Raw genomic sequence first — 25,269 nt, 5'->3', positions numbered from 1 at the left:
TATTTTGTAATATTACAATGAAAACAAATTTTGTATAGCTTAGCAATCCAAATGCAATCGAAGCCTACAACCATAAAAGAAATAGCCAAAATTCTAAACCTTTCGCCTTCAAGCGTATCAAGGGGTTTACATGATCACCCTAGTATCGGTGCGGTTACACGCGAAAAGATTAAACAACTTGCTAAGTCTTTAAATTACGAGCCAAACAATGCCGCCATTCTTTTTCAGAAAGGGAAAACCTATACTTTAGGTGTTATCCTTCCCGAATTATCTGAGCATTTTTTTTCTACTGCAATTTCTGCAATTGAGGATGAGGCTTTAAAGAAAAATTATACCGTAATTTTTGCTCAATCACATGACAGCTTTGATAAAGAAGTTCAATTGGTTGATAAAATGAAAAACCAACGTGTTGATGGCTTATTGGTATCTATTTGCAAGGATACTTCTAATTTCGATCATTTCGAGAAGCTTAAAGCCTTTAATATTCCTGTTGTATTTTTTGATAGAATTCCACCATTTAAAAATGCCCATTATGTAGCTTGTTCGTTAGAAAATGCAACAATAAAAGCAGTAAACTTTTTGCTGAAAAAAGGGCATAGAACTATTGGTATGATAAACGGCCCTACTACTCTATTCGCCAGTGGCGAAAGAAAAGAAGGTTATATGCAGGCAATTAATTTTAACAGGCTAAAATTCGATCCATCGCTGGTTCTAAACTGTGATTTAACTGAAGAAGGCACAATTGAAGCTGCCGAACTTTTAATTAATCATAAAAGAAAACCAACAGCAATTGTAGCTTTTAATGATTATGTATCGCTCTTTTTAATTAAACATTTAAAGAAATTAAAAATTGCTGAAGAAATTGATGTGGTAAGTTATGCTAATTTACCAATGATGAAATATCTTGATTATACTCCAATTGCATCTGTAGAACAATATCCTTACCTGCAAGGTCAAAAGGCTACTAATATATTACTCGATCTAATAAATAGTCAAAATACTGAAAATCAGGCGTTTTATAACACATTAGTAGAATCAGATTTAATTATTAATAAAAAACAAAATAATTAAAATCAAACGTTTGCGCTAAAAAACTTTGTTTTATTAATACTTCCAGGTAAAATATTGTATCGTTTTTTAAATGCCATTGTAAAATGTTGTGGGTTTTTGTAGCCGACTAAAAAGGCAACTTCGTTTACGCTTTTCTTTTCTTTTGATAAGTAATAAAAAGCTTTTTCCATCCTTATTTTATTAAGATAGCCAAAAACAGTTTCTCCAGTTAATTCTTTAAAGCCCTTTTTTAACTTATTATCGTTTATACCTGATTTACGAGATAACTCAATCAATGAATTTGGAAATTGAATATTTTTTTCGACCAGCTCTTTTGCATATAAAATTTTAATAATATCATCCTTTTTTAAAGATACAGCTGTTTTTTGCTCGGCTTTATTAATGTAGAACACTAATAGCCGATATATTTGAGCCTCAAAAAATATTTTCTTTACTCTACTTTGGTTTCTTTGATTTATTAAATCATATAAAATTAACTTAATCTCGGCATCGATTTCCAAGGTTTTAAAGGCATCAATATCATCAACAAAATTATTACCCGTTAATTTTTTGTAATGCGCTTTTGTCAATTGTATATAAATGTAATGCGTATTATCTATAAAATTGATTACTAGATTGTTCTCCCCTCTTAAAATTATGCTCTGCTCATTTTTGCATAATTTAACTATGTCATTATTATTTGTGTTTCTACAAGTAATCTTACCTTCTAAACAAAATAAGAACGCCACGAACTGGTTAGGATTTTCTAATAGGATTTCCCCAGGTTTTGAAGCATTAATGTTTACAATACTAATGTGTGTGCCTTCATACCAATTTTCCAGAATTTGAAGGCTATAACTTGGACTTTTTAATTGATGGTTTCGCTCTTCTAAACTATTTCCTACATCAAAATTATTAGGATAAACATTATGGCAAATAAGTTTTCCCGATGCATAATCAGACAGTTTAACCTCCATTTATATTAGTTTTTTTAGATATAATTATTTTAATGCTATTATAGCTATAGTGATTATTTAGAATACTTCTTAATAATCCGTTTAGCGTTATTAATTGTCCGTTTCGCGTTATTCAAATTCTTTGATAATGCACAAATTTGCACAATTATTTATAATTAGTCTAAATAAATGAAGATATATTTATCATTGCTGTTATCGTTATCTAGCTTTACAGCTTTCAGTCAACAAGTTAGAATTGATACCGCTAAGTCGAAAGATTTAAAAGAAGTTGTAGTTACAGGGCAATTTAGCCCACAAACCCTAAAAAATTCAGTTTATAATGTTAGAACGATCAGTGCGGAAAGAATTAGACTTAGAGGGGCAGTTAATGTGCAACAAGTTTTAAATACAGAGCTTGGTTTTAGATTTAGCAATGATTTAACCTTGGGCACAACTGATGTTCAGATTATGGGGATGACAGGTAGAAACGTAAAAGTATTGCTAGATGGCGTACCTATGATCGATCGTTCAGATACCAGGGAAAGTTTAAATCAGATTGATATTAATACCATTGATAGGATCGAAATAGTTGAAGGGCCTATGTCTGTTGTTTACGGTTCGGATGCTTTAGCTGGTGTAATAAATATCATTACTAAAAATGCTGGCAAATCTTTACTTAATATTTCGGCAAGAGTGCAAGAAGAAACTGTAGGTAAAGAGTATAGTGCTTTTTCTAACAAAGGAAATCATGTCCAAAATTTAAATTTGAGTTGGCAAAATAACGGCTGGAGTTTATTAGTTGGTGCTACCCATAACGATTTTGCAGGTTGGAACATTAAACCGAGTACAACACCGAGAGAAATTGTTGATTTGGATATTCAAAGTGGGAACCGATGGAAACCTAAAGAACAATGGTTAGGAAATACCAAAATTGGGTACAGAAATAAGAACTTTAATATATGGTACCGACTTGATGCTTTGCAGGAAGAAATCGAGAGTCGCGGTGGCATGAATACCCTTAACTATATCGCAGAGTGGCAACAATTTAAAACGAAGAGATATACTAACCAATTACAATCGGAGTGGAAATTAAGTCCTTCACTTCAGTTAACCACTATCGCTGGATATTCAGATTTAAAACGTTTAACAAGAACTGTTAATCATAACTTTAGTACAGGAGTTGATGCTTTAAGTACCGAACAAGGCAAACAGGATACCGCTAAATTTAACTCTACCATTTTTAGAAGTACACTGCAATACATTATCAGCGATAAAATTTCTTTACAACCTGGTTTCGAATTTAACAGGGACGCTGCAGCTGGACAAAGAATTAACGGCTCTCCTATTATCAATGATTATGCTTTTTTTGTTTCATCCGAAATTAAACCAGCTAATGGCATAAATATCAGACCAGGTTTTAGGTTTATCAAAAATTCGGTTTATGATGCGCCACCAGTTATACCATCATTAAACACTAAATTTAGTTTGAGCGAAAGTTTTGATCTTAGACTAGCTTATGCAAGAGGTTTTAGATCGCCAGCTTTAAGAGAACTTTATTATGATTTTGTAGATGCCAGTCATAATATTATAGGTAATCCAAATTTAAAGGCAGAAGAATCTAACAGCTTTAACGGTTCGTTAACCTGGGCTGGTTTAAAAAACGATAATTTTCAATTTCGTTCAACTTTAGCAGGTTTTTATAATCTTTTTAAAAACAGAATAAGTTTTTTACAATCAACCAACGATGCCTCAGTTACGACCTTATTCAATATTGCAAAATTTAAAACTACAGGCTTTACGCTCGATAATACGCTTATATATCAGAATTTAAATGTAGTACTGGGAGTATCTTACATCGGTAGATATAATGATCAGTTAGAAAGTAATCCGAATTTATCAATTCCAGAGTTTTCTTGGTCGCCTGAATTAACAACCACAATAATTTATAACCTCCCAAAAATTGGGGCAAATGTTAGTCTATTCTACAAGTACAGCGGTAAAGTTCCAAGTTATGTAACCAGTACAACAGAAGCATCAGGGTATAAACTGGCAGAAATAGGCGCATTTAACTTAGCCGATTTTATGTTAAACAAAAGCTTGTACAAGTACATCACAATAAATGCTGGCATAAAAAATCTATTTAACGTTACTCAACTCAGTAACACTTCAACATCAAGCGGCGGTGCACATAGTACTGGAGGTGGTAGCGTGCCCTATAGTTATGGCAGATCTTATGTTTTAGGATTAACATTTAACTGGAGTAAATAAGCAATCAAATTAAAAATTTAAAAACATGAATAAATTAAACTCAATCCTTGCAATCGCTTTTTTAGCGGTAACTTTTACAGCCTGTAAAAAAGATAATGAAGAACCCATTATTGTTGTGCCACCTTCTGATGGTAGTACAATAACCTTAAGTGGTAAAACAGCTGAATCTAACTATGCAAATATTGTTTATGCTGATCTAAGTACAGACAAACAATCATCTGTAGATAGAAAAAGTTTCAATATAGGTTTAACATCCGATAGTAAATTTAGAGTTGTACTTAATGCATCTTATCAAACTACAGCCGTTGCCACCTCTAAAACAGATATTGCTACGGTTACGTTAGCTGACCCAGGTACGGCAGTAAATTTAAACCATGATCTAACTGATCCCCTTACAGTTGCATTAACAGATTATTGGGATGGTGACATTACTAAAACTGCATTTGCTGAAGTAGCAGCTACTGATGCTGACAATAAAGTTTACCTAATTAGCTTTGAGGGAAATAAAGACAAAGATAAATGGTTTAAAATTAAAGTTACACGCAGTGGATCAGGTTATAAATTACAATACGCAAGATTAGGAGAAACAACAATTAAAACTTTAGATGTTCCTAAAAATGCAGATTATAATCTTGTATTTGTTTCTTTAGAAAGCAACAAAATTGTACAAGCAGAACCAGTAAAAACCGCATGGGATTTTTCTTGGAGTTACAGCACTTATAATTCTGGATTAGGATCTCCATACTGGTTCCAGGATTTCATATCTGTAAACAATTTAGCTGGTGTTTCTGCTGCTGAAGTGGTAGTTACAAGTACTTTAACCTATGCAACTTTTGCAGAAACTAATTTAACTGGCTTAACTTTCTTAACAACTAAAGATGCAATTGGAAGTAAATGGAGAGTAACAACAGGTACGGGTATTAAAACCGATCGTTTTTATATAGTTAAAGATAGTGCTGGTAATTATTACAAACTAAGATTTGTAAGTATGGGTGTTGGAAGCGACGGTGGTGAGCGTGGTAAGCCAGTATTCGAATATAAATTAGTTAAAAAGGGATAATAGCATCCTTAAAAATATGTTTTGTTAGTTGGATAGTGGCCTACCGCGAGGGTGGGCCTTATCTTTTTATAAGCATTTCTTTTTAAACCCGCAGATTAAGCCTGTTTATTAGATTTAAAAAGCTTTAAACGCAAAAAGGCCACGAAGTATCGTGGCCTTTTTGTTTCTTACTCGCGAAATATTATTTGCCAGTATTTTTCTTGTCAGTTACTTCTGCACGGATTTCTTGTGCTAAAACTTTAAGATCTTGCATTGCTTTACGCACACGTGTACCAGCAGCTGCATTGCCAGCATTATAAAATTTTTCTACATCTGCTTCAATCGCAGCAACAGCAGCTTTAACTTTTGAGAATTTTTCCATCGCTAATTGATGTTTTTAAGGTTTAAAAAATTTATTTTTTCAATAATACATATTTACCTTGAATTAACAACAGAAAGCAAATATTAATTTAGAAGAAGTTTTGCACATTCTAACAATCGAAAAAATGCCCTGACTGTATTATAGATGTATTTTTTGAAATATATTGCTTAAAATTAGCGCACTTAACTCAACTGTTTTGATAATTGAATCAAATTATTGAAGGTTTCATTTGCACTATTCACACAACGCTCATAATCGGCCTCAGCAACACTTTCATTAAGGATTGAGACAAAAGTTTTCCATTTAGAACCTAATTCTTCGCCATATACGCCATAATAATTTAAACCACCTTCATGATCAGTGAAATTTGAATTAGCTAAAATATGCTTCTTAATTACGTTTCCGCCCAGTGTAGCCCCTTCTAGTACATATAAAGCGCCTAAAACCTCAGCATTGTTTTGATCAGGCACAAATAAGTCGAAGTTTAATTCTGGTAAAGTCAGGCTATCAATATTCCAGTATTCCAAATCTTGTTCTAGAGCAGATAATTTTAATCTGCTATTCATATCTAGTTTGTTTGCTAAATCAGCATCAAGCATGTTTGCTAATTTGTTCTCTAATTTTTGGTGGATGATATAATTAATAGTTAAAAGCTTTTTGTAGTTTTCTACGCTTAACGAATTGTTCATAATCTCGTTAACAAACATCAACGATTCTAGCGCCTCATGTGCTCCAGCAGTTTGTGTTCTCAATAAATTGGCAATCATAATAGGTTTTATCTAAATTTTAAAAGGTTATTAAAAAAGAAAAGATTCGAATTATAAAACCCGAATCTTTTTATTAGTATCAAAATTAATTTAACCGTAAGTGCTGGTTAAACCAAAAATCATGTACCGAGTGGACACATTTTACCAGATTATCGTAACCACTAGGTTTAGTCATATAGGCATTTGCACCAAACTCGATAGAAGCTTTTACATCTTCAGGATTATCAGAAGTTGAAAATAAGATCACTGGAACTGATTTAAGATACGGAATATCTCTTATAAACTTTAATAAATCCAAGCCAGATAAGCCAGGTAGATTTAAATCCAATAAAATTAATTTAGGTTTTGTTTTGCTATCGGCAAAAGCCTGCAATTTTGCTAACGCTTCTGTACCATCTTCAACAATACTTAAATTTAATGAGTCTTTTACCTCTTGTATGGCGCTTTGCATAAAAAATGCATAATCCATATCATCTTCCACGTAAAATATATCTGGTGTAATCATTTTATCTGTTTTTAAAAGCTACAAAAAATGTAGATCCTGAATTTAGTTTACTCTCAAACCAAACTCTTCCGTTATGTCTCTCCACAATGCGTTTTACAATAGCAAGCCCTACTCCTGTTCCTTCAATCTCTTTAACATTATCCATGCGCTTAAAAAGCTCAAAAACCCTGTCGTAATAACGGTTATCAATTCCCATACCGTTATCTTTAACCGCATAGATCGTCTCTCCTCCATCTATATACGAACTTATCTCAATCTTTGGTTTTTCAACCATTGATGAGTATTTAACGGCGTTACTAATCAAATTTGTAAATACTTGTGCAATCATAGTTTTGTCGCCTTTTATATCAACCAATTGCCCTATAATAAGTTCGGCATTGTCTGCTTTAAAAGCCGCTCTAACTTCAATAATAATATCTTTTAACAACAATTGCATATCAACTGTTTCAAAAATTATTTCTAACCGCCCAACCCTCGCCAGATTCAAAATTTCTTTGATAAGAAAATTCATTTTATCTGCGCTATTTAAAATTCTATCGAGCATGTTTTTGCCATTTTCATCAATGCTTTTATTTCTCTGCATTAACTCTGCATAGGTTTTTATCGATGTTAAAGGTGTTCTTAAATCGTGCGATATCGTATAACTAAAAGTATCTAACTCTTCATAGGCAGCATGAAGTTTTTCATTAAGCAATCGAATTTCATTCGCCTTTTTATTAATATAAGTAATAATAATTTCGCGAATTCGTAAAACTGAACTAACTTCTTCAGCCAGCCACTTTTCTGAAGTATTGTTTACAACCTGCGACCAGATTTCGAAAGATTTGCGGGGTGATAAATTTGCCATTCCAGTTTCTGATGGCTCAACAGGCTTATCAGGATTACCAGCCCAATTTACCGTATTAATTTGTTCTGGTTTGAACCAAATAATTACTTCCTCAGGATTTTTACTAATAGAACACGCCAAAATACCAGATGCAATATCTTTGTATTTTTTTGCAGGATGAAATATCTCAGACAAACGATGCGTATGGTAAATAGATTCATCGCTATGATCCTTTAACCAATGAGCAAGTTCCCAAATTGATTGTTCATCAGGCACATTTCCGATAGTTTTTAAAGCATTTTCGAAAATAATGGCCACACCAGTTCCTTTGGTTACATCTAAAAGATTTCGATCATGTTTCGTTAAAGCATCAACCAAATATTTATCTCTGTTCAAATGTTCCTGAAGTACTGAAGCCGTATCTTTAAACTGCTCTACCACTTCCGAATCTTCTTCGGCCTCTCTATATTCTAATGCTGACGACAGAATTTCGCCAATCAACTTAGAGCCTTCCCTTCCCTTGTAATCAATAAATTTCGGACTATAATTATGGCAGGCAATTAAACCCCACAATTCTCCATTAACTATTAGTGAAATACTAAAGCTGGAATATACACCCATATTCTTTAAATATTGAATATGAATTGGAGAAACAGCTCGCAAACTACCATTTGTCAAATCAAGCGGAGCATTTTCTTTAAAGGTTATAATTGGAGAATCGGCCGTATTTACATCGGCTATTAGTCTGGTAAGGTTTAATTTATACAGTTCTCTTGCTTGCTTTGGAATATCAGAAGCAGGGTAATGTAAACCAAAGAATGGTTCAAGATCATCTTCTTTCTCTTCAGCTACAACTTCACCGTGTCCGTCATCCAAAAACTTATAAATCATGATACGATCATAATTGATAAGCTTTTTTACTTCTACAGCTGCACCTTTAAGCAACGCCGATACGGATTTACCTTGCAGCATTACCGAAGCCGAGCGACCGATTAAACTTTGAATATCATACTGTAGGGTTACAGGTTCAAACTCCAGCAACCAATCGTTTGTAGATGCGTTAATGATTAAATAGAATGGATTTCCATTTATTTCTACTGGATGCGGACTAATTGCATCAAAACTTTTCCTGATGATACCAATATTTAAAAGGTCTGCAACGTTTAAAGCAGGGTCTTGTTTGATATGACTAGAAAGTATCGAAACTGGTTTGTTTAGCAAATCCTTTGCAGCTTCATTTAAAAAAAGCGAAGTGTTTTCACTTATATAGGTAATCGTAAGATCGATTTTATCGATAGCGATTAAAAATCCATGCGATTGAACTTTACCAGGAATATGGATGGGTTCTTTATCACAGTTGGTTAAATCGACAGAAAATTTATTCATAAAAAGATTAAGGCTTACAAAAATATCAGAATTTTCCGTTTTACAAATAAAACTACTCTTTAGAATAACTCTAATTAGCTATATATGGTTTTGAGATTTATTTTTTATCTTATATTTGATCGAATTTAAAAATCCTTCCCAAACCTTGGCAAAGAAAAACATTTTGGTTATAGAAGATAACCATGCAATTTTAGATGTTATTACCCTTATTTTAGAAAGTGAAGCTTTTAATGTTTCTGGATTAAATCAAGGCTCCAATTTCCTTAACCATGTACTCGAATTCCAACCCGACGTAATTATAATGGATATCATGCTTCCAGATATTGATGGCAGGGTATTACTTAAAGAATTAAAAGAAAATAACCTTACCAAACACATTCCAGTCTTAATGATTTCTGCAAGGTACAACGCTACTAATTATATGCTTGATAATGTTGAAGCGGATGATTTTATGGCTAAACCATTTAACATTGATGAATTGATGGATAAAATTTATGCGCTCCTAAAAAAGCGTTAATTTAATCGGGCATTCCTGGTAATTTAATTCCACCATCTTTTAAGTTTTGTAACAGCTTTTTTTGAAAGGCAAGCTTCGTGTCGATAAAACCGTGCGCTTTTAGCCAAACATTTAAAACAACTTTAAAACCATTATCTTCTAAACTAGAAACTCCAATCCTTCTTTCAGGTGATTTTAAGCAATTTTTAAAATCATCTATTGTTCGGTTAAAAATTTCAGCTACTGCATCAAAATCAATTCCGTAACTAAATTTTATTTCGATATCCAACCTTCTACTTCCCTGCTTACTTATGTTAATAATTACCTCGTTAGATAATTTACTGTTTGGAATAACGACGGTTCTATTATCGAATGTGGTAACTATTGTATAAAATATCTGAATAGATTTTACTGTTCCTTCTTGATTTTGAGCAATGATATTATCGCCAACAACAAATGGTTTTAATAATAAGATCAGCACGCCACTTGCAAAGTTCTGTAGTGTACCAGATAATGCCAAACCAGCTGCAACACCAATACCGCCAATTAGTACTGTTAAAAAAGTTAGCTGAACACCAATGATTTGCATTACGGTTAGCACCAACAAAATGCGCAACGTAATTAATACCAAACTCGTTAAAAAAGGCCGCAAAGATGGATTAACATCTTTTCTTTGCATTCCGTTTTGTAACCACCTGCCAAGCAATTTTATCAACCACCAACCTACAAAAAGAACGATTAATCCTAAAATTACTGAAGGACCCTTTGTAATAATCCATTCGTAAATTTTATTATAGAAAAGGTGTAATTTATCAGCATCTAACTTCATAAAAATCAATTATTTGCATTTAAGGTTTCTTATGTTTTGAGGGATTATCTTTTTCTACATTTACTTTTTTAGCATCTTTTGCCGATGTTACTTTTTCATCAGCACCTTTAGCTTTCGAACTTTTCGGTGCGGTAGCCTTGCTATCTTCAGCCGAAGTTTTAGAATTTTTCATAGCTTAATTTTAATCTTTAGCCAACCATGCTTTGGCCTCTTCAATTTCTTCGGGTTTAAAGCCCTTCGAACTTCCAGGAGTTGCAATAGTAAAAACATCTGTAAACCACTCTACTCCTTTTTCAGCGCTTACAACTGCAATTTTTTCCCATTTAGTAAAGTTTTGCAAGCCTGCTTTAGCATCCTGAACCCAGGCACCAGCTGTAAAATTTTTTACATCAGTTTCTAAAACCAGCAAATACCTAATTTCACCAAACCGATCTGCAGTCCTTTTTAATCCTGGTAACAAAACATCTTTTAAATCATTAGCATCTACTTCGCCTGTTGCCCTAACGCCAAAAATGTTATCTGGTAAACCTGTTATTTCTATTAACATATTCTTCAATTTATTCTATATAAACAGTAGAATTGCAAAAGATGTTTTATTCACGAAAAATTTCTAAAAAATCGGATAGCGTATTAAACCCTGATTGGGTTGATAACGAATTAAATTTTAAAGCTTTATACTTGGTATGAGGAAAGAGTTTGAGGCTATGATAGTTTCTTAGTCTGCAAATGGCACTTAGTCTTTCGGTAATGAAGACGGTTAAATATCCATCAATTCTTCTAATTTCATTTCTTCTAAAATATATCTTTCAGGTTCGTTACTTGTTTTGTACGACCATTTGATTAACCTGATTAACCCATTTTCTATTTCAATTCCAGTAATGTCGCCATCGTTATAACAGCAACAACCCGAGTTAAAATAAGCTGATTTGTATTTGTTTAACTTAGGCTGTTCATCGCCTTTGGCAACGCGTTTACTTAGTTCCGCAGTTAAAAAATCTATCTCAGCCTTGTTGTTATCTACATTTGCTTTAGCCAGTTTCGCATATAATCTTTCCAAATGTGTAAGCGATGCAAAAACAGGTTGATGTGTATGGCCAGTAATTAAGGCTATATTCTTCTGTTCGGCAACCCAACTGTACATCAGTACATTATGAACAGATTTAAGTTGATTATCATAAGCTGGTGTATTTGGATTAATCTTTAAGTAAGATTGTAAAGGTGCCCAAATCGTACTTACAAACCATTTACTAAACCAATTTCCATCGCTTTGTAAATCGCCCTGGTGCCCATGAGTTAGAAAAATATCCAATACCTTTTCGTTTGCCTTAAACCGTAAAATAGCACCCTCGTAAATTCTGATTACTTTGCCATAAATACGGTTCAAATTAAATTGAGACAAAGGATCGTTATCCCAATACAAATCGTGGTTGCCAAATATTTTAATAAACGCATTACGATCTAAGAATAGTTGCTCGGCCGCAAATGTTTTCTTGTTATGTTTAATTACCGATTCCAAAAGATTTTCCCAAAGCTCCTCACTATCGCCTAAATTAATATAGCTAAAACCTAATTTATTATAATTATCCAATGCTTGCAGATAGTTCTTTTCTGCCAAAGAAAAGTCATCGGCAAAATCCCTGGCGCCTTTATGCTGATCGGAAAAAATAATAAATTTACTTTCCGAATTAATTTCTAAAACCTCGCCTCTTTTACCTGGCGATGTAATCAAATTCTGATAAAGCTTGGTTAATGCATCAAATATTCGTTTGCTATCTGGTCTGGAGCCAAACCTGTTCGACATCCGAATAACCCAGGCACTTAATAGTTTCTGCAAAAATTTCCTCATAATATGGCCTGATTTATATCAAACTTAACAAAAAAGAAAACATTATTTTAATTCAATTATTTGAAAAGGAACACTCCGTTTTTCATCGCATCTTCAGTCCTGTTTTTCGTTTTAGTCCCGATTTTGCAAATCGGGAGCTGCCACTACAACCAGGTTTATATACAACAAACACTGCAAAACCAAAAAAGGCCACAACACTGAGCTGTAGCCTTTTCCTGAATTATTTAACTATAAATTTTACTTATACATAAGCAATCGCATCTTTTGATGGCAATTTGGTTGTTCCCATCAAATATTCATCAACCTTGCGTGCAGCTTCTCTACCTTCAGAGATAGCCCAAACCACTAAAGATTGTCCTCGGCGAACATCGCCTGCGGCAAAGATTTTTGCAATATTGGTTTGATAAGTATGTTCCGATGCTTTTACATTACCTCGGTTATCCAATTCAACACCTAATTTATCGATCAAACCTTCTTTTTGTGGATGTAAAAAGCCCATCGCCAAAAGAACCAATTCACATGGTAAATCTCTTTCCGTTCCAGCAACCTCTGTAAATTTTACAGGTCGGCCATTGGCATCGATTTCCCATTCTACATCAACAACTTTAAGCGCTTTTAAATTACCATCCTCATCGGCTATAAAGTTTTTGGTATTAACCGACCATGCTCTTTGTGCACCTTCCTCATGCGAAGAAGTATTTTTTAAAAGCATAGGATATGTTGGCCAAGGCATGTTTTCGTTTCGTAATTGAGGCGGCATCGGCATAATCTCAAATTGAGTAACCGATTTTGCGCCATGACGGTTAGAAGTTCCAATACAATCAGAACCTGTATCGCCACCACCAATAACAATTACGTTTTTACCAGTTGCCATAATATTTTCTGCAAGTACATATTTATTGGCAACTCGTTTATTTTGCTGCTTTAAGAAATCCATGGCAAAATGTACGCCTTTAGCTTCTCTACCAGAAATTGGTAAATCGCGTGGAATGGTAGAACCACCAGCCAAAACCACTGCATTAAAATCACGTAGCAAAGTACTAATCTCTACATTCTCTCCAACGTTTGCATTACACTTAAATAAAATACCTTCTTCTTTCATTAAATCGATACGGCGATCGATCACATTCTTTTGTAGTTTAAAATCAGGAATACCGTATCTTAATAAGCCGCCTGGAGCATCATCACGTTCGAAAATAGTAACTTCATGCCCAACTTTATTTAGCTGAGCTGCAGCCGCTAAACCTGCTGGACCTGAACCAATAACCGCTACTTTTTTACCAGTTCTGATTAATGGTGCTTTCGCTTTAATAAAACCTTTATCAAAGGCAATTTCTATGATATGCTTTTCAATTTCCTCAATAGAAACTGGCGGACGATTAATTCCCAGCACACAAGCCGATTCGCAAGGTGCAGGACAAATTCTTCCAGTAAATTCTGGGAAATTATTGGTGCTTAACAAAATATTTGCGGCAAGTTCCCATTGGCCTTGATAAACGGCATCGTTAAATTCCGGAATTACGTTACCCAATGGGCAACCTGATTGGCAAAATGGAACACCGCAATCCATACAGCGGGCTGCCTGATTGTTTAATTCTTTAGCGGGTAATTCGTTTAAAAATTCTCCGTAGTGTTTTACACGAGTATTAGCCTCTTCTCTTGTGGGCGCAACTCTGTCGTATTCTTGAAATCCTGTTACTTTTCCCATGGCTTAGTGTGTTTTTACTTGTTGACTACGTTTTGCTAAAACTGCTTTGTATTCTTTAGGGAATACTTTTACAAAATGATTCGATTGAGTTTTCCAATCACTTAATATAAATTCTGCAACTTTACTGTCTGTTAAACGAATATGGCTTTTTAATAAAGCTAAAATTCGTTCTTCATCATGAGCTAAAAGTGGATCTAAATCAACCATTTCTTTATTGCATTTACGGGCAAATGTTGCGTTAGGATCGTAAATCCAGGCTACACCACCGCTCATACCAGCTGCAAAATTACTTCCGGTATCTCCAAGTATTAAAACTTCTCCACCTGTCATGTATTCACAACCATGATCGCCAACGCCTTCTACTACCGCAGTAGCACCAGAGTTCCGCACAGCGAAACGCTCACCAGCTTTTCCACGGGCAAATAATTCGCCAGATGTTGCGCCGTAGAGCGCTACGTTACCAATAATTATATTTTGTTCGGGAATAAACGTAGAATTTGCAAAAGGGTAAATGGCTAAGCGGGCACCTGATAATCCTTTACCAACGTAATCATTTGCTTCGCCTTCTAAAGATAAGGTTACGCCCCTGGTATTGAAGGCACCAAAACTTTGTCCTGCAGAACCTACAAATTTAAAGTTAATGGTATCGGGAGGTAAACCTGGACCTAAATGTACTTTCGAGATCTCATTTGATAACATAGTACCTAATGAGCGATCTGTATTTTTAACGTTAAAGCTTGCGAAAACAGGTTCATTACTATTTATGGCTGGTTGCGCAGCAGCAATCAACTGATGATCTAAAACATTGGCTAAGCCATGATCTTGTTCTTCTGTGTTAAATAACGGTAAGCCATTATCTTCTGCCTTAAACAAAATTGCCGATAAATCGAGGTGCTTTAATTTCCAATCTTCTAAAGGTAATTCACGCACTTTTAAAATATCTGCCTGACCAATCATTTCGTGAATGGTTCTAAAACCAAGTTCAGCCATAATTTCACGTAATTCTTCTGCCAGGAAGTGGAATAAATTAACAACGTGATCTGCATCACCGCTAAATAATTTTCTTAATTCAGGATCTTGAGTAGCAACGCCAACAGGACAAGTATTCAAATGACATTTACGCATCATAATACAACCTGCTGTTACTAGCGCAGCAGTTGCAACCCCCCACTCCTCAGCACCTAACAATGCAGCAATTGCGATATCCCTTCCAGTCTTTAACTGACCGTCGGTTTGTAAAACAATACGGTTACGCAATTTATTTTTCACCAAAGTTTGGTGTGCTTCTGCTAAACCAAGTTCCCATGGTAAACCCGCATGTTGAATAGAAGTTAGTGGCGATGCACCTGTACCACCATCAAAACCCGAAACTAAAATTACATCGGCGTGCGCTTTCGCAACACCAGCTGCAATTGTACCAACACCCGCTTTAGAAACCAGCTTAACGTTAATTCTTGCTGCGCGATTGGCATTTTTTAAATCGTAGATCAGCTGTGCTAAATCTTCGATCGAATAAATATCGTGGTGTGGTGGAGGCGAAATTAAACCAACTCCAGGTGTAGAGTGACGAACTTTTGCAATCCAGTCATCCACTTTATGCCCAGGTAATTGTCCACCTTCGCCAGGTTTTGCACCTTGAGCCATTTTAATCTGTAACTCATCAGCATTGGTTAAATAGTAACTGGTAACACCGAAACGGGCAGATGCAACTTGCTTAATTGCCGAACGCATACTATCGCCGTTTTCCATCTTAGTATATCGCATCTCATCTTCACCGCCCTCGCCAGTATTGCTTTTTCCTCCAATACGGTTCATCGCGATAGCTAAGGTTGAATGTGCTTCGTGAGAAATTGACCCGAACGACATTGCTCCTGTTGCAAATCTTTTTAAAATTGCTTCGGTCGATTCTACCTCATTCAACGGAACCGACGGACGGCTGTAGTTAAATTCAAACAATCCACGAATGGTGTAAGCTTGTTGTGTTTGCTCATTAACCAGCTTTGAATATTGTTTGAAAATATTGTAATCGTTTTTGCGGGTAGCGTTTTGTAATAAATGTATAGTTTGAGGGTTAAATAAATGCGCCTCGCCCTTGCGACGGAACTTGTAAGTACCACCAGCTGGTAATAAGTTTTCAGTTTGCGTTGCTGGTCCGAAACTGCGATGGTGTTTAATTAAAGTTTCTTTTGCAATTTCATCTAAACCTAAACCACCAATCCGCGAAACCGCTCCTGTAAAATAGTTATTTACAACTTGCTTGTTCAAACCTAAAATTTCGAAAATCTGTGCACCTTGATAAGATTGCAAGGTTGAAATTCCCATTTTAGAGAATATTTTTAATAAACCACTATTTACAGCATAAATATAGTTTTTAGTTAATTGCTCAGCCGATAAACCAGATTCTTCCTGGAAACCATTTACAGTTTCTAAAGCTAAATATGGATTAATCGCGGTAACACCGAACCCTAGTAAAGTAGCGAAGTGATGTACTTCCCATATATCACCAGCCTCGATTACGATACCAACAGCACCACGGTAGCCTTTACGGATTAAGTGATGATGAACGGCCGAAACTGCCAGCAGAGATGGCATTGCAGCGTGTTCTGAATCGATTGCTCGATCCGTTAATACGATAACCTGAAAACCATCTTCAACCGCATCAACCGCATAACGACATAAGCGATCCAATGCCTTTGCCATAGCGCCAGGCTTACCATCAGCCCTGAAATAAGTTTGTAAAGTTTTGGCCTGGAAAACACCAGTATCAATACTTCTTAATTTTTCCAGTTCTTGATTAGTAAGAATTGGGTGTTTAATGGCTACACAGTGTGCTTCTTTCGGGTCTTCATCCAATAGGTTACCATTGCTACCCATAAAACTAGCTAAACTCATTACCACCTTCTCCCTTATTGGATCGATAGGCGGATTGGTTACCTGAGCAAATAACTGTTTGAAATAGTTAGATAGGTGTTGTGGGCGCTTTGATAAAATAGCCAAAGGTGTATCAGTTCCCATAGAACCAATCGGCTCCTTAGCCTCAATTGCCATTGGTTTAAGCAATAAATCAATATCCTCTCTGCTATAACCGAAAACTTGCTGATACTTGAAAATAGATTCTTCTGAAAGACCAGTAAACATTACACGTGGCTCAGGCAATTCTTCTAAGCGAATTTGATATTGGTTAATCCAATCTGCGTAAGGACTTTTGCTGCAAACCTGAGTTTTAATTTCGTCGTCGCTAATAATTCGCCCCTGTTCCATATCTACAACGAACATTTTGCCAGGTGTTAAACGCCCTTTCTCAATAATTGTGCTTTGGTCAATAGCTAAGGCACCAGCTTCTGAAGCCATAATTACGCGATCATCAGAAGTAATGGCATAACGCGACGGACGAAGACCATTACGATCTAAAGTAGCGCCGATTAATTTTCCATCGGTAAAAGCAATTGCAGCTGGACCATCCCAAGGCTCCATTAATGTAGCATGAAATTCGTAGAAAGCCCTTTTAACTGGGTCCATATCTTCATTTCCATCCCAAGCCTCTGGTACCAGCATCATTAAAACATGAGGCAAGGTTCTTCCTGCATGCAGTAATAATTCGATAACATTATCTAAACAGCCAGAATCTGAGTTGGTCTCATCGATAACAGGCAATAACATATCCAATTCTTCTGGAGTAAAATAAGCGGAGGCAAATGACTTAACCCCAGCTCTAAACCAGTTTAAATTTCCTTGTAAAGTATTAATCTCACCATTATGTGCTATAAAACGGAAAGGTTGAGCCAATCTCCATGACGGAAATGTATTGGTTGCGAAACGAGAGTGAACCAGGCCCAGGGCAGAAACCACCCTTTTATCTCTTAAATCGTTAAAGTAAGTGCGAACCTGTAATGAAGTTAACTGTCCTTTATATATAATGGTTTGTGCAGAAAGAGAAACAATATAAAAATCTTTGCCACCATGAACCGTATTTACGATGAGCTTAATCAGGTAATTCTTGAAAATATATAGTTTACGCTCAAAATCAGCGCCTGGATTAACAGTGTAAGGACGAGCAATAAAAACCTGCTCAATTTCTGGTTCTACAGAGAGTGCCATATTGCCGATGTCTGTAATATCAACATCTACTTTTCTGAAACCTAAAATTTCTAATCCAAGCTTTTCGGCCGCACGGTAAATAAGTTCTCTGCATTCCTCTCTCGAACGAATATCTTTAGGCATAAACAACATGCCTACGCCATAATTATTCGTTTCTGGTAAACTGAAGCCAGTTTTTAGGCATTCATCGTAAAAAAATTCATGGGGAATCTGAATCATTATACCAGCGCCGTCGCCTGTATTTGGTTCTGCTCCACATGCCCCTCTATGATCTAGATTCTCTAAAATAGTAAGTGCATCGGAGATGATTTGATGCGATTTTCGCCCTTTCACATGTGCAACGAACCCAATACCGCAGGCATCGTGTTCAAATTGCGCATCGTACAATCCACTGTTTGGTTCCATTCTTTGCTCGTTAGTTGTTAGTGTATAGGAAACACTAAGATACAAAAAACGATTATTAAATTACAGACTTAACATGATTTTTGGAATTATTTTAGTTTATATGTAAACTTTAACATTTAAATTAATAATATAGTAATTTATCAATAAAATAATTATCAAATTTATAATGGTAAGATTGTACAATAAATATCAATTTTAAACTATTTTTATAATTAAAATCGTAAAATAAATAATTTATATATAAATATTATATTCATTTATAAAGTAACTACAGTTTGTTTTAAGTCTTATTATATCACCATCTAATTTTACCGTTTAAAATTTTATTAAATTACTAATCAGCCATATAGCCATAATGACTAAAAAAAGAGAAAAATGCATTTTGCAAAACAACTTCTTTTTCTACCTTTGTGGCGGGCAAGTCTTTTACGACCAGCTCCCTTTGAACTCCCCCAGGATGGGAACATAGCAAGGGTAGAAGGTTGTAGCGGTGCGATAGAAGGTGCTTGCCCTTTTTTTTCTTTTCCCTTAATCCCCTGAAGGGGGAATTAAATTCTTCAGGGTTCAATTATTGAAACTCAAATATTAGAATTTATAACCATGAAATTTTTTATCGACACAGCAAATCTTGATCAAATCAAAGAAGCGCATGATCTTGGCATTTTAGATGGCGTAACCACTAATCCTAGCTTAATGGCTAAAGAAGGTATTACTGGCGAGCAAAATGTAATTAACCATTATAAAGCGATTTGCGATATCGTTGAAGATAACGTAAGTGCAGAAGTTATCGCTACTACTTTCGATGAAATCATTAAAGAAGGTGAAGCATTAGCTGCATTAAATCCTAAAATTGTTGTTAAAGTTCCGATGATTAAAGATGGCGTTAAAGCAATCAAATATTTTTCATCAAAAGGAATTAAAACCAACTGTACCCTAATTTTCTCTGCAGGACAAGCATTATTAGCTGCTAAAGCTGGTGCTACTTATGTTTCTCCATTTTTAGGTCGTTTAGATGATATTTCTAGCGATGGTTTAGTTTTAATCGAAGATATCAGAACAATTTTTGATAACTACGGTTACGAAACTCAAATTTTAGCAGCATCTATCCGCGGTCCGTTGCATATTGTAAACTGTGCAAAATTGGGCGCTGATGTAATTACGGCTCCTTTAGCTGCAATTGTTGGTTTATTAAAACATCCTTTAACAGATAGCGGTTTAGCAACATTCTTAGCTGATCACGCTAAAGCTGCTGGTAAATAATTTTAAAGCTTCAAGACAAAAGCTAAAGCCTGTCTTCAACATAAAAAAGTCCTAAGTAAAGAATCAAATCGATTTTAAACTTAGGACTTTTTTTATTTTTATAATTAAAACGTTCTCCTGGTAATAAACGAGTAAACTGTTATGCTGAGCTTGTTGAAGCACCATCAAAACTACTGGAACCAAAAGAACACAAAGGCTAGACTAAAGATTCCCTGCGAAGCACTTCCTTAACCTGCTCGTAATTAATCTGTTCATCAGGTTCAATTAAAATACCTTTCACTCCTGCCCCATTTGCGGCCTCAACATCTCTTGGTTTATCGCCAATCATTACAGATAACGCAGGATCAATTTCGTACATATCAATCGCATCTAACAACATTCCCGATTTTGGTTTACGACATTTACATTCGCCACCAACAGTTGGGTGATGCGGGCAATAATAAAAACCTGCAATATCGGCGCCTTTAGCAACAAAAGCATTTCTTAACATTTGATGCATAATTGCTAATTCCTGTTCGGTATATCTTTTTAGCGCAATTCCGCCCTGGTTTGTAATCACAATTAGCAAATAACCTTCATCAAAAAATCTCTTTAAAACAGGTATCTGATAATCTAAAATTTTGAAATCTTCAACACGGGTAATGTAATCGTATATTTCGTGATTAAGTACGCCATCACGATCCAGAAAAATAGCTTTATTCATAAACGTTATAAAATGTAAGATGTGTAAGAGGATGATTTAATATTACATCCGAATTGGCTCAAAAGTAGGAAAAAAATAATGGCATAAGAAAGCCTAATCTGATTAGGATTAGGCTTAATCATAAATATATTAGGCTTTACTATTTTAAATTTAATCCAACTTTGTAGCCCTTAATCGCAAAATAAAGAATGAAGAGATAGCAAGGCATAACGGTAATAAAATATGCCAATTGAAAATCCAGATGCAAATGATCTTTAATAAAAGCATACAGCAAAGGCCAAACTGCACCACCCGCAATCCCCATAACCATTATAGCCGAACCCGTTTTAGTGAATTTGCCCAAATGACTAATGCCTAAAGGAAATATTGCAGGCCACATTAAAGAGTTAGCCAAACCCAATAAAGCAATAAAAATTACGGAAGTATAACCTGACGTCAGGTAGGCGGCAATCGTAAAAATTAAACCTAAAATGGCACAAATTCTTAAAGCAAACTGCTGCGAAATGTATTTGGGTATGGTAATTATTCCGATAATATAACCAACCAGCATACTGCCTAAAGTTAGCGAAGTGAAGTATTTACTGATATCGGCACTTATGCCTAATGCTTTTCCGTAAACACCAATAATATCGCCAGCCATTACTTCTGCAGCCACATAAACAAAAATACATAAAGCACCCAAAAACAAATGTGGAAACTGGAAAATGCTTTTATGCTTAACCACCACTCCTTTTTCTTCATCAATTACATCTTCCTCAACATTAACTTCGGGTAAATGTGTAAACTTGATAACAATTGCAAATAAGCAAAAAACAATAGCTAAAACGACGTATGGCATATTCACGCGACCCAAAACATCATTTAATAATTGTTCTTTAGCAAGGCCTGTAGCCACTTCGATTTTTTTCTCAATTTCTGAAGCATTCTTCAGGAAAAGTGTACCCATAATAAATGGTACAATTATGCCCGCAAACTTATTACAAATACCTGCAATGCTAATTCGTTTTGCAGCACTTTCAATCGGGCCAATAATTGTTAAATATGGATTAGAAGCGGTTTGCAATAATGCTAATGCCGCTCCCTGAACAAAAATACCCGTCAAAAACAAGCCGAATGTTCTGGTTTGAGCCGCTGGTATAAAAAGTAATGATCCTATTCCAAGTACAATTAAACCTAAAATAATACCATTTTTAAAACCAATTTTCTTTAAGATCCAGGATGAAGGAAGCGAAAGAAAAAAGTAAGCCATGTAAGAAGCAAACGTAACCAGAAAAGCCTGAATGTCTGATAAACCAAAAGAAAGTTTAAAAAAAGGAATTAATGTTCCGTTAGCCCAGGTTACAAATCCAAAGATAAAAAAGAGTGCGCAGATAATAACAAGTGGCTTCGGGCCTTTGGATTGACCCAAATCTGTAGTATTCGACATAAAAATTAGTTTGGTTTAAGTTGATAAGGCCAAACTAAACAAATATTTTAAGTTTTCCTTAAACAAACGTTTGCGCAATTTAAATTTTACTCATTTTATCAAGCCAAACCCGACATAAAAAACAATTTCATCACAAATACATGAAATTCATCAAGGTAAAAACCAAATTCACAGCGAATTTCATGCTTAAAAGAATCACCTATTAAGCGCATTAATTTCTTAAACTATAAATTTCATTTTTTTGAGCCATAAACTTAACCGTTCCATCTACATCCCGCTCAATTTTAACTGCTTTACCTTTGGAATTGTACAGGTTTAAATGTTTAGGCACTAATACCATACAAATACCACTAACTTTCTTATTTACAATTGTAGATTTCTGTAAAATCCCATTTTGCCAAACTGCATCGATTTCAAAACCTCCCCGAGCGCGAAAACCTTTGAGACTTCCGCTTTGCCAATCCCGATCAGCAGGCAAAGCAGGCAGAAAACGAATTACATTATTTTTACCATGGCTTTGAATCAGCATTTCTGCAATACCTGCTGTTCCCCCGAAATTACCATCAATTTGAAAAGGCGGATGCGCACAAAAAAGATTTGGATAAGTGCCACCACCCTTTTGCATATTCATTTTACTACCTGTTACAGGCCTCAAAAGCTCTTTCAACAGCAGCAGTGAATGATCTCCATCACCAAGTCTGGCCCAAAAATTAATCTTCCAGGCCTTACTCCAACCCGTGCCATCATCTCCTCTTTGGTTTAAAGTTTGTTTCGCTGCTTCCGAAAGTTTTTGATTATCCCAGGGCGTAATCTCATCATAAGGATATAACCCAAATAAATGAGAAACATGACGATGTTTCGGTTCTGCATCTGCCCAGTCTTCCAGCCATTCATTAATATCGCCCCGAGCGCCAATTTGATTTGGTGCCAGCTGGGGCACAATCGCCTCTAATTCCCGACTTAAACTGGCATCGGTTTTTAAAATCTGCGCTGCCTTAATGGTTGCATTAAATATAGAACGACAGATTTGCATATCCATAGTTGGCCCCATTGCCGTTTGTCCTTTAAAACCATCAGCTGTTATATAGGTGTTTTCTGGAGAGTTAGATGGCGACACCACTAGCCAATTGTTTTTCGTCTCTTTAACCAAAACTGATTTTAAAAAAAGAGCGGCACCTTTCAGAACAGGATAATACGATTTTAGGAAATTAACATCCTTTGTGTACAGATAATGCTCCCAAATATGCGTACTCAACCAGGCGCCACCCGTTAAAGTAGAACCCCATTCTGCACCTTCGCCTGGTGAGGTGTACAACCACGGATTCGCAATTACATGTGCCACCCAACCATCAGCATTATAATAAGCTTTAGCTGTTTTTGTTCCACTGGGCACTAAATTTTTAGTAAACTGAAATAAAGGCTGTGTAAGTGCAGATACATTGGTAACCTCTGCAGGCCAATAATTCATTTGCAGGTTAATGTTTAAATGATAATCTCCATTCCAGGGCGTTTGGTATTCAGTTGCCCAAAGCCCCTGTAAATTTGCAGGCATTAAACCTGCTCTGGAAGAAGATATAAGTAGATACCTCCCAAAGTTGAAGTAAAGCGCAGGTAAACTCGCATCACTTTTTCCTGCCTGATATAAGGCTAATCGTTCGTTTGTCGTTAGCGATTCGTTAGAATCTTTGCTACTAAAACTCAGTTTACACTTGTTATAAAATGACTGATATTTACGGACATGGGCTAGAAAAGAAACATATTCTGCTTCAGCAAAAGCCTTGTTAATTTTATTCTTGCAAAGCGAAACAAGATCAACCGAACTTAAGCTGGCATTTACAGGATTATAATTGGTTTCCGTATTTAAAATTAAATCGCATTCGGTGGCATTTTCTATCACGAGTTCATTACCCTCTACCCTAATAGAGCCGCCTTTTATTTTGGGTTTAACCATAGTAATAAATTTCATACCCAAATCTTTTCCAGCGGGAAGCTGTCCGCTCATTATAATAGTATGGTTTATTGAGTTTATGGCGGCATGCTCTTTTCTAAAAAGGGAAATTTTGAAATTTAAACCACCTGCTTTACCAGCCGAAAACTTAACATGCGTTACATCGCTCATAAAATCGGTGTAAACCTTTTCTGTAAACAAAACACCATTTCTGATAAACCTGGTCTCTGCAACTGCTTTTTCTATATCAAGTGCTCGGCTATAACCCGAAACTTTATTTAAGGTGTCCTTCCACTGAATAAATAGATCTCCTACCGTTTGGTAACAACCATATTGGGTATTGGCGGCATTCCCATAATGTGAACCATCATCTTTCGAAACAAAGTTTTTCTGCAATAGCGATTGTGCTTCCTTATTTTTTCCATCCAGTAACAACTGTTGGATGGGCTTAAGATATAAATATGCGCTATCGCGATTCGCATCTTGTATGCCTCCAGACCATAAAGTAATCTCGTTCAATGCAATCCTTTCTTTAGTCGTTTGGCCATAAACTAAAGCACCTAAACGACCATTTCCTAAGGGCAAGGCTTCTTCGAAGGAAGTGGCTGGTTTATTGAATTTAACCTGAATAGCGGCTTTTTGAGCAGATAACCTGGAAAGTGAAAAAACAAAAAGCACGATTAACAGATACAATTTTGGCATAAAGGATGATATTTGGTTTTTAAAATTATGATTTTACTCACTAAAAACGAAGCCAATAAATTAATTCGCCTATAAATCAATATAGTAGCGCATTTTGTAATTTTTTATTTGCAGGAAATACTCCTGAACCCTATATTTGCACCACTTTAAAGGAAACGGTTAAACGTTTCAATTAAGTTGATTCCGTAGCTCAGCTGGTAGAGCATTACACTTTTAATGTAGTGGTCCTGGGTTCGAATCCCAGCGGGATCACTTGATGGGAAAGACTAGAAAAATCTAGTTCTTTCCCATTTTTGTTTTCAGCTAACCTCTTGTTAACCAAACTAATAAGAGCCGCTCCCGGATTTGTTTTAGGTGTTCGATAAGTCTCGTCATCGAAGACCAATTTTTGCGGATAAATAGCGTTTACAAACTTCCTTTGAAAAGTAACGCTTTGTTTGGGGTATTTAGAAACAACCTTTACCGATGTATCGACCATTTCTTTAATCAGTTCGGGTATATTTGTGCGGTCGCCAGCCAGTTCCATCAGATCATTTTCAAGGTTTTTAATCTTTTCCTCATTTTCAAACTTCATAAGCCTGTAGTCCCCTGGCTCCAATTCCGGATCAAGCAAAAAAGTTGGGGAGTTGAGAAGTTTATTTAATTTTGTTCAACATTATTATTTTGGAC

19 protein-coding genes, 1 tRNA gene and 1 other RNA gene are annotated in these 25,269 nt (G+C 35.5%); 7 read left to right on the top strand and 14 right to left on the bottom strand.

Annotated elements, in window-relative coordinates:
* The first annotated feature begins 51 nt into the window (after positions 1-51).
* The gene (locus tag ABD692_RS16945) at positions 52-1,071 is read left to right on the top strand and encodes a LacI family DNA-binding transcriptional regulator (protein WP_316760197.1); all 1,020 of its coding nucleotides are present in this window, start codon (positions 52-54) and stop codon (positions 1,069-1,071) included.
* 2 nt (positions 1,072-1,073) lie between these two features.
* Here the strand turns inward: ABD692_RS16945 and ABD692_RS16940 are convergent, their stop codons facing one another.
* Positions 1,074-2,027, bottom strand: a complete 954-nt coding sequence (locus ABD692_RS16940) for a helix-turn-helix domain-containing protein (RefSeq protein WP_344768860.1) — start codon at positions 2,025-2,027, stop codon at positions 1,074-1,076.
* 168 nt (positions 2,028-2,195) lie between these two features.
* Between ABD692_RS16940 and ABD692_RS16935 the strand changes: the two genes are divergently transcribed.
* Both ABD692_RS16935 and ABD692_RS16930 read left to right on the top strand, forming a co-directional pair.
* Complete coding sequence (locus ABD692_RS16935; protein WP_344768858.1) at positions 2,196-4,274, top strand: TonB-dependent receptor plug domain-containing protein; 2,079 nt, start codon at positions 2,196-2,198, stop codon at positions 4,272-4,274.
* A gap of 25 nt (positions 4,275-4,299) precedes the next feature.
* Positions 4,300-5,334, top strand: a complete 1,035-nt coding sequence (locus ABD692_RS16930; protein WP_344768856.1) for an HmuY family protein — start codon at positions 4,300-4,302, stop codon at positions 5,332-5,334.
* A gap of 181 nt (positions 5,335-5,515) precedes the next feature.
* On the opposite strand, the gene ABD692_RS16925 is transcribed toward ABD692_RS16930, so the two are convergent.
* From ABD692_RS16925 to ABD692_RS16910, 4 genes are all read right to left on the bottom strand, one after another.
* On the bottom strand, positions 5,516-5,695 hold the full coding sequence (locus ABD692_RS16925) for a histone H1 (RefSeq protein WP_116249844.1): 180 nt from the start codon (positions 5,693-5,695) through the stop codon (positions 5,516-5,518).
* A 182-nt stretch (positions 5,696-5,877) separates the two neighbouring features.
* On the bottom strand, positions 5,878-6,462 hold the full coding sequence (locus ABD692_RS16920) for a biliverdin-producing heme oxygenase (protein WP_316760180.1): 585 nt from the start codon (positions 6,460-6,462) through the stop codon (positions 5,878-5,880).
* A gap of 85 nt (positions 6,463-6,547) precedes the next feature.
* Positions 6,548-6,967 carry a response regulator gene (locus tag ABD692_RS16915; protein WP_316760177.1) on the bottom strand — a complete coding sequence of 140 codons (420 nt, stop codon included), beginning with the start codon at positions 6,965-6,967 and terminating at the stop codon, positions 6,548-6,550.
* 1 nt (position 6,968) lies between these two features.
* The gene (locus ABD692_RS16910) at positions 6,969-9,179 is read right to left on the bottom strand and encodes an ATP-binding protein (RefSeq protein WP_344768849.1); all 2,211 of its coding nucleotides are present in this window, start codon (positions 9,177-9,179) and stop codon (positions 6,969-6,971) included.
* 145 nt (positions 9,180-9,324) lie between these two features.
* Between ABD692_RS16910 and ABD692_RS16905 the strand changes: the two genes are divergently transcribed.
* Positions 9,325-9,696: a response regulator transcription factor gene (locus tag ABD692_RS16905; protein WP_344768847.1), complete on the top strand. Its 372-nt coding sequence runs from the start codon at positions 9,325-9,327 to the stop codon at positions 9,694-9,696.
* Position 9,697: 1 nt separating this feature from the next.
* On the opposite strand, the gene ABD692_RS16900 is transcribed toward ABD692_RS16905, so the two are convergent.
* The 6 genes from ABD692_RS16900 to gltB form a co-directional block, all read right to left on the bottom strand.
* On the bottom strand, positions 9,698-10,504 hold the full coding sequence (locus tag ABD692_RS16900) for a mechanosensitive ion channel family protein (RefSeq protein ID WP_344768845.1): 807 nt from the start codon (positions 10,502-10,504) through the stop codon (positions 9,698-9,700).
* 19 nt (positions 10,505-10,523) lie between these two features.
* Positions 10,524-10,676: a hypothetical protein gene (locus ABD692_RS16895; RefSeq protein WP_316760166.1), complete on the bottom strand. Its 153-nt coding sequence runs from the start codon at positions 10,674-10,676 to the stop codon at positions 10,524-10,526.
* Between the two features lie 9 nt (positions 10,677-10,685).
* Positions 10,686-11,051 carry a SpoIIAA family protein gene (locus tag ABD692_RS16890; protein ID WP_316760164.1) on the bottom strand — a complete coding sequence of 122 codons (366 nt, stop codon included), beginning with the start codon at positions 11,049-11,051 and terminating at the stop codon, positions 10,686-10,688.
* Positions 11,052-11,261: 210 nt separating this feature from the next.
* On the bottom strand, positions 11,262-12,350 hold the full coding sequence (locus tag ABD692_RS16885) for a metallophosphoesterase (protein WP_344768842.1): 1,089 nt from the start codon (positions 12,348-12,350) through the stop codon (positions 11,262-11,264).
* A 241-nt stretch (positions 12,351-12,591) separates the two neighbouring features.
* Positions 12,592-14,058: a glutamate synthase subunit beta gene (locus ABD692_RS16880; RefSeq protein ID WP_316760156.1), complete on the bottom strand. Its 1,467-nt coding sequence runs from the start codon at positions 14,056-14,058 to the stop codon at positions 12,592-12,594.
* A gap of 3 nt (positions 14,059-14,061) precedes the next feature.
* Complete coding sequence (gltB, locus tag ABD692_RS16875) at positions 14,062-18,561, bottom strand: glutamate synthase large subunit (RefSeq protein WP_316760153.1); 4,500 nt, start codon at positions 18,559-18,561, stop codon at positions 14,062-14,064.
* Between the two features lie 415 nt (positions 18,562-18,976).
* On the opposite strand from gltB, the gene ffs reads away from it, so the two are divergent.
* Together ffs and fsa are read left to right on the top strand one after the other, a co-directional pair.
* Positions 18,977-19,076, top strand: an RNA gene (gene ffs / locus ABD692_RS16870) — signal recognition particle sRNA small type.
* 85 nt (positions 19,077-19,161) lie between these two features.
* Positions 19,162-19,821: a fructose-6-phosphate aldolase gene (fsa, locus tag ABD692_RS16865; protein WP_316760150.1), complete on the top strand. Its 660-nt coding sequence runs from the start codon at positions 19,162-19,164 to the stop codon at positions 19,819-19,821.
* 196 nt (positions 19,822-20,017) lie between these two features.
* Here the strand turns inward: fsa and ABD692_RS16860 are convergent, their stop codons facing one another.
* From ABD692_RS16860 to ABD692_RS16850, 3 genes are all read right to left on the bottom strand, one after another.
* On the bottom strand, positions 20,018-20,524 hold the full coding sequence (locus ABD692_RS16860; protein WP_316760147.1) for a D-glycero-alpha-D-manno-heptose-1,7-bisphosphate 7-phosphatase: 507 nt from the start codon (positions 20,522-20,524) through the stop codon (positions 20,018-20,020).
* 139 nt (positions 20,525-20,663) lie between these two features.
* Positions 20,664-21,950 (bottom strand): sugar MFS transporter, encoded by a 1,287-nt coding sequence (locus ABD692_RS16855; protein WP_344768835.1) that lies wholly within the window; start codon positions 21,948-21,950, stop codon positions 20,664-20,666.
* Between the two features lie 211 nt (positions 21,951-22,161).
* On the bottom strand, positions 22,162-24,600 hold the full coding sequence (locus tag ABD692_RS16850) for a glycoside hydrolase family 95 protein (protein WP_344768833.1): 2,439 nt from the start codon (positions 24,598-24,600) through the stop codon (positions 22,162-22,164).
* A 179-nt stretch (positions 24,601-24,779) separates the two neighbouring features.
* Here ABD692_RS16850 and ABD692_RS16845 point away from each other — a divergent pair.
* Positions 24,780-24,852 (top strand) — tRNA-Lys (locus ABD692_RS16845).
* Positions 24,853-25,269: the final 417 nt, after the last annotated feature.

It is taken from the genome of Pedobacter ginsengiterrae, assembly GCF_039537385.1.
GTDB lineage: Bacteria > Bacteroidota > Bacteroidia > Sphingobacteriales > Sphingobacteriaceae > Pedobacter > Pedobacter ginsengiterrae.
The sequence above is the reverse complement of the archived record's forward strand: the minus strand, read 5'-3'. Positions and strand labels throughout refer to the sequence as shown.